The following is a 6,298-nucleotide window of genomic DNA, read 5'->3' as shown; positions in this document are numbered from 1 at the left end:
CATTGCTTCGCTCCTGTCTTCCTACGCCGCGATCGATCGGTCGCCGCCGACGCGCCGCAGCCACGTCTCCATCTCGATGGGTGCTGTCTTCGAGTCCAGCCCGCGCAGCACGGTGAGGGCCAGGATTCGCATCGGTTCCTGCCGTTGCAGGTAGCTCGACGTGTACAGGGAGGCGCCTGCGCGTTCGGCGAGCCGGTTGAGTTCCGCCGGCGCCACGCGGCGTGGGTCGGCGAGCGTCGAGAGCGCGGCCCCGTGGAAGGCGTTCATCGGAACCCGCGTACACACGTCGACGATGGTGGGCAACAGCGGCACGCTCGCCCGGATCACTTCGGAGGCCTCCGAAGGCGCCTGCGCCAGTGGATATCTCGCCAACCACCGCTCACCGAGCGCGTCCCAGGGGCCGGGGCCGAACCAGGACCGGCACAGCGCGACGTTGAACTGAACGCGAAGCATCCCGAGCGGGTGCGGGTCGCCGATGAGCATCCGAAACACCGTGCGGGCCGGGCCGTCCACGACCGTGGCGAGGGCCGGGACGGGGGCGTACCCGAGCAGCGCGAAGGCGTACACGTCGGCGGCGACCTCGCTGGCCCAACTGTGCCACGCCTCGGCGGCCAGCGGGTCGTGCGGTGCCAGAGCCGTCCGCAGCGCGGCGGCGAGCTCGACCGCCCAGCCGGTCAAATGTGCTACCTGGTGCCCCGTTTCGTGTATCAAGGACGTCGGTTGCCACAGGTTGTGGCGGGTGATCTTGATCGCGGCGGCTGGTGACAGGGAGGCATCCCATAGGCGCGCGCCTGCCCGCATGATGGATGCGCCCATGCCCTTGTCCAGGTACGTCAGTACGGGTGGAGATTCGATGCCCAGCGGTCGCAACACCACGTCCATGCTGTGCACCGCGAGCGCGTCGAGGCCCCGCAGGACCGCCGCTATCCGCGGACTCGTCCGCGTGTTGACCGCCTCGGAGTAGAAGTCGACGATCGCCTCGGCGCGTGTGTATCGGCGCCGCAGTGCCAGCAACTCCGTGCGCGCAGTCGCGAGATCACCGGGGGTCTGGGCCGCTTCCAATGCGAACAGCACCCGGTCGGCCTGCGCAGTAAGACGTTTGGCCTGCGCCGTCAAGCTCTTGCGCACACTCTCCCCGAGGTATGACTCGAGTTCCTTCCACGCGGTCGACGAGGCGCCGACGTCGAGGTCGCCGAGCGCCGCGCACGCGCGTCGCCAGTGGCGGGCCTCGGTGCCGAGAGCGGCTGCCTCGGTGGAGAAGTCAATGGTCATCGCACCATCCCTGGTGCGACGGTGACGGCCGGCGCCGTCAGTTGGGACGGGCTCGAACCGACGCCTTCGAACGTCACGGTGATCGTGATGCCGTCGGCCGGATCGGCCACCGCGGCGGCCAGCTGCGCACCGCGTTGCGTCAGGAACGTCGCGAGGCCCGTCGACGTGGCCGTCGCCATCGCTGCGGCGAGCTGTGCCGCCGCCGTCGGGTCGTTCACGACCGACGAATTGACCAGCCGTCGTGCGATCCGATACTTCAGGCGCGGCAAGGCAATCTGGCGAAGAGAGTTCAACACGCCGGGAAGGTCGCGCTGGCCCGACGGTGCGGCTCGTTGCAGCCGGGCCTGGAGCGCCCGCGCACCGCGTTCCGACAGTCGGATCGCGATCTTCATCCGCTTGGTCGTCGGATCCCAGCGCACGCTCAGCACACGTCGGGGCCGACGGGAACGGCGAGCGGGCAGTCGAGCCACCCGCACCCGGTAGTAACGCTGACGCGGCGCCGGGCGGTAGGCCCCTGCCCGCACACCGGGCCTGCGGCCACGACCCAGCGCGGGCTCCCCGAGCAGGACACCTGCTGTGCGCGCGGTCAACGGCTGGTACTCGTCGGCGGCGGGATGTTCGTCGGCGGGAAGGGTCTCATCCCGGGTGAAATGTCCAGGCAGGGTTCCCGGCATCGTCTCGTAGAGGTCGATCTCGGCTTGAACCGGCCACTGTTGCACGCCTCGGTCCAGCAGGTAGGACTCCAGGGTGCCGCCATCGGACCAGCGGACGTTGCGCGCCACCTGGCGGGGGATAGGCACCGCAAAGACCCTGGTGTACTTGCGGAATCGGTACCTGGGTCGATTCGATCGGGGCATCATGACCCAGAAGCCACCCTCTTCGGCGGTTTCCCGTTCGGGCAGATCGGCCCGCAAGAGGCGGTCGGGCAGGTACGCGGCCGCAGACTCCGCGAAGGCCTTTTGCACGGCCGCGCTGACTTGCAGCGGATCGGCGGCGGCCGCCTCGTCGAGCTCGTCGGCGACTTCGAGGATCGTGTTCTCGATGGCCGAGGCGAGTGCCTCGCCCGCCACTGATTCGTCCTGTCCTGGCGTGCTTTCCAAGCCGAGTGCGGTGAATCCGACGTTCACCGCTGCTCGGGCGATCATCCGCGATGGCTCTTGGCCTGCGGCCTTGGCGATGGTGTTCGAGGCCTCGGGACCGATCATCCCCTTGATCAGTTTGGCCAGGGGTCCGGCGATCAGATTGATCAGCTTCTCGCGCGCCCCCGTGACCGTCAGCCCGAGCTTCAGCAGCGGTCGAATGGCCAGCACGGCGGGGATGAACTGCTCGATCTCGGCGACCGGAGGTTCGGAACTGGTGTGCTCGCTCAGGGCAGTGGCAAGTCGGGCGCGCGCGTCGTCGAGCTCGGCGACGACGTCGGGGCCCAGCTCCTGGTCGTACGATTCGTCGAATTCGTCGTCGGCCTCGGAGTCGCCGGCCAGGTAGAGCGACAGCAGTCGATCGTCGAATTCGTGCGCCAGCTCTGCGGCCGTGCCCAATTCGTCGGACGTGGCTTCGTCGCTCTCGTCGTCCGCGGCTTCGCCGACGCCCAGCTTCTTCATCACGATGGGCAGCAGCGGCCGCACCGACGCGGGCAAGATGCGCGACAGCGGCAACATCAGCTTCGCTGCAACGCCCTTCAGCAGCTCGAGCCCAGCCTTCTTGAGCCGAGCCAACAACGGCCCGATCAAGTGCTTGCCGATTGCCGACACGCCGCTCTTGATCGTCTGTAGACCCGTCTTGGCCGCGTCGAGCACGCCCTTGACGGGGTTCTTCGCGAACTTGACGGCCTGACCGACCTTCTTCTTGATGAATGCCTTTGCCTTGCCCACCAGCGTGGTCAGGAAGTTGTCGAACGCCTCGGAGTCGAAGCCGGCCGGTGACTCCAGGGCGTCGAGCAGCTCGTCGAGCTCCTGCTCGGCGATGCCGTGCAGGTCCGCGCTCTCCAACCCGGCGCCAAGTCCGTCGATCGCGCGTCCCCACTCGGACGCGAGCGGTGCGATCCACTGTTCGACGGCTTCGCGAGCCTCCGCCTCCGAGGGCGGCGCGGCCCACTGCTGCGCGTCGGCCAGTACGTGCGCGGCGCCCTCGTTGAGCAACTGTTCCAGCGCGTCGTCGAAGTCTTCGTCGTGGATGGCCTCGAGGAAGTCGGTTGCCTCTTCGGACTCGTCGTCGGCTTCGGTGTGGACGTCCTCCCCGAAGGGCGATTCCGTGGCGTAGAAACCGTCGAACGGCGCTTCGCCGTAATCGGCGGGGGCCTCTGTGTCGGGTACCGGCGCCTCGACGTAGGACATCGCCGCGAACGGCGAGCTGATGGTCTCCGTATCCGTGGGAGACGCTGCGTACGACTCGATTGTCACCTGTCCACCTCCGCAACTGATAGCGCTGACGTCACTGTCGTGGGTCGGGATGTGCGGAGGCGTCAATGGTCTGTATCCAAGTCGCGCTCGGGCCGGGATTCGCCGAACGACGCTGGTCTGCAACGAGTTCACGCAGAACGTCGGCAACCTGCCCGCACGCCTCGTCGATGTCGGCGAAGACCCACTCGTCGGTGGGTTTGGAGTGGCTGGCGCCGGCGAGGACCCGAACGATGATTCGGTGCGTGTCGAGCCAGGCCCGCACGACGACCACTCTGCTGGTGTCGGCTGTCACCCCCACACTGTGACGACGCGACGTACCTGCGGCGTCAACATTTCGTGGCGTTGACGCATCGTTGACGGATCCATAGTGCCCGGCGTCGATGCTGACGGCATTCGGTGAGAGTTTCCGAACGCATGGAGGGGGAGTCATGTCCGCTCGGACGATTCGGGCGTCCTGCGAGGATGTCGACGACGTGCCACTGGTGTGCCTGTTGGGTGGCTTCAGTGTGCGTGTCGGTGGCCGCCGCGTCGCGATGCCGAAGCACTCCAGGAGGGTGTTGGCGTATCTCTGTCTGGACAAGGCCGCCGAGGAGGACTGCGATCGCGGCATCCTGGCCGAGCGCCTCTGGCCCGATTCGTCGGCCGAGCGATCCCGGGCCAGCCTGCGAACCGCGCTGTGGCGAATCCGGCGTGAATGCCCTGCGCTACTGACCGGGGAACACGACCGACTGATGCTCGGCGACGGGGTCGCCGTCGACGTACACGAGTACCGGCGCCATGCCGAACGGCTGCTTGTCGAGCCCGGCGACTGCGCGCAAGAACGGGCGCACCTGATGGCCAGAAGCTGCGAGTTGCTTCCCGGGTGGGATGAGACCTGGCTTCTGTTGGCACGCGAACAGTTGCGGCAGTTGAGACTTCACGCACTGGAGACATCCGGACGTCGCCTGGCGGATCAGGGGCGGTATCCGGACGCGATCGACGTGATGCTCATGGTGGTCGCCGAGGAACCGCTTCGCGAGACGGCGCAGAGCGCTCTGATCGAAGCTCATCTCTGCGAGGGCAACGTCGTCGAGGCTCGCAGGCAGTTCGACGCGTTCGCCGCGATGTTGTGGGGTGAATTGGGTGTGCGGCCGTCTGCGGAACTTCTCGGACGGGTTGGTGCCAAGGCACATTCGGCGCTGGCGACGAGGTGAGGCGGGACGGCGTCGCCGTCATTGCGCAGTCGGACGCGGACCCTCGAATCCGTAGACGAACCGGTGAAAGACGTCGGCCAGTTCCACCGCGCCGGTCGAGGTGATGAGGTGCGCCTCGAGCGCCGCGGTCGAGATCGACCTCTTACGCCGCGCGTCGTACAGTTCCCGCATCGACTCCAGCAGTCGGTCGCGCCCGACGATTGCGGCTATGCCGCGGAACACCATGCTCCCGACCTCGTACGAGCGTCGGTCCGTGGTTCGTTGAAGTGTTCTGCGCGAACATAATTCGACCGGGGGAGCCGAGAAGTCGAGTGCCTCGGCCGTCTGCCCGGTCTCGAGATAGCGGGTGAAGCCCTCGTCCCACCAGCCGTCCGCAGACGACGCCGGGGTGACCCCACGGCCGAACCACGAGTGGATGACCTCGTGGTGCAACGCAGATTCGGACGTCGTCGTGGCGTGCGCGTACTCCATGCCGCCGGCTGCCCCGTGAAGAAGGCACACATACGAGTCTCCGGTGAACGCTCCGTACCGGCGCTCCTGCTCGGCGAGCAGTCGCCCGATCCGGGGCGGGAGCGTCGCCAGGTTCGCATCGTCGCCCGCGAACTTGACCGCCGTGATGGTGATCGCCCGCCCGGAGATCGGCAGTGCGGCGGTCGCCGAAGCCATCTGGACGTGGTCCGCGGCGTGCAGCTCGAGCAGCGGCGACATGGCGGTGAACCACGCCGGAAACGTGACCGTCCACCGGTTCGTCTCGGTGACCGTGACACCGCCGTTCGTGGTCAGGGTGTGCGGAACGTCCGTACCGGTGACCGTGAGGCCCAGCGTGAAGGGGAAGTGGTCGAACGGAAGATTTGCCGGGAACCACGATTCCAGATAACGGCCCGCGTACAGGTCGGCCAACCCGAACGACCAGCGGACCCGCGGCCCAGCGCAGAACGACAACACCGGTGGGTACGCACCCCCGAGATCGGACCGCGGTGTCGCCAACCGGTAGACGAACCGCACGGTATGGGCCGAGCGGGCCTGCTGCGCCGCAGCCATCACCCTCACCGAGCTGTACTGGCCGGGTTCGCCGACGTCGTGTGGGGCAACGTCAGTCGGATGGACGGGGGCTCCGTCGAGCCAGCAGCGGTCGACCTTCTGGCGCAGATCGAAGAACGGATGTCCGGTGGTCGGACCGACCTCGTAGACCATCGTCGCGTCGACGACGGCGTCCGAGCCTCTCGCGTCGATCCTGACGACGGCGTTCAGGCTGGTGATGTGCATGGGGACGAGTAGGAGCCGCCCGACGCGGGTTGGCGGCGGTGCGCACTCGAAGTCGACGGCGTTCATTCCGCGATAGCGTGGCGCGGGGGCGGAGGCCGCCCCCGGAAACCCACGCCGCGCGGAAGACCCTCCGGTAGAGCACTTCCGCCCGTCGCAGCCCCCGTTAGG

Annotated in this window: 5 protein-coding genes; 1 reads left to right on the top strand and 4 read right to left on the bottom strand. The window is 67.6% G+C overall.

The window, feature by feature from the left end:
- Positions 1 to 21: 21 nt before the first annotated feature.
- The 3 genes from ABW137_RS30240 to ABW137_RS30230 are packed head-to-tail and all read right to left on the bottom strand — an operon-like array spanning position 22 to position 3,963.
- Complete coding sequence (locus tag ABW137_RS30240) at positions 22 to 1,272, bottom strand: hypothetical protein (RefSeq protein ID WP_526405658.1); 1,251 nt, start codon at positions 1,270 to 1,272, stop codon at positions 22 to 24.
- Positions 1,269 to 3,671 carry a hypothetical protein gene (locus ABW137_RS30235; protein ID WP_526405656.1) on the bottom strand — a complete coding sequence of 801 codons (2,403 nt, stop codon included), beginning with the start codon at positions 3,669 to 3,671 and terminating at the stop codon, positions 1,269 to 1,271. Before ABW137_RS30235 ends, ABW137_RS30240 begins: the two co-directional genes overlap by 4 nt.
- Positions 3,672 to 3,702: 31 nt before the next feature.
- Positions 3,703 to 3,963, bottom strand: coding sequence for a hypothetical protein (locus tag ABW137_RS30230; RefSeq protein WP_526405655.1), 261 nt, complete (start codon positions 3,961 to 3,963; stop codon positions 3,703 to 3,705).
- A gap of 136 nt (positions 3,964 to 4,099) precedes the next feature.
- Here ABW137_RS30230 and ABW137_RS30225 point away from each other — a divergent pair, with 136 nt between their 5' ends.
- Entirely contained in the window at positions 4,100 to 4,864 is a 765-nt protein-coding gene (locus tag ABW137_RS30225) for an AfsR/SARP family transcriptional regulator (RefSeq protein WP_526405653.1), read from the top strand.
- 18 nt (positions 4,865 to 4,882) lie between these two features.
- Here the strand turns inward: ABW137_RS30225 and ABW137_RS30220 are convergent, their stop codons facing one another.
- The gene (locus ABW137_RS30220; protein WP_526405651.1) at positions 4,883 to 6,196 is read right to left on the bottom strand and encodes a M1 aminopeptidase family protein; all 1,314 of its coding nucleotides are present in this window, start codon (positions 6,194 to 6,196) and stop codon (positions 4,883 to 4,885) included.
- Positions 6,197 to 6,298 lie beyond the last annotated feature (102 nt).

The sequence above is a fragment of the Mycobacterium sp. genome (assembly GCF_040509115.1).
Classification (GTDB): domain Bacteria; phylum Actinomycetota; class Actinomycetes; order Mycobacteriales; family Mycobacteriaceae; genus Mycobacterium.
The sequence above is the reverse complement of the archived record's forward strand: the minus strand, read 5'-3'. Positions and strand labels throughout refer to the sequence as shown.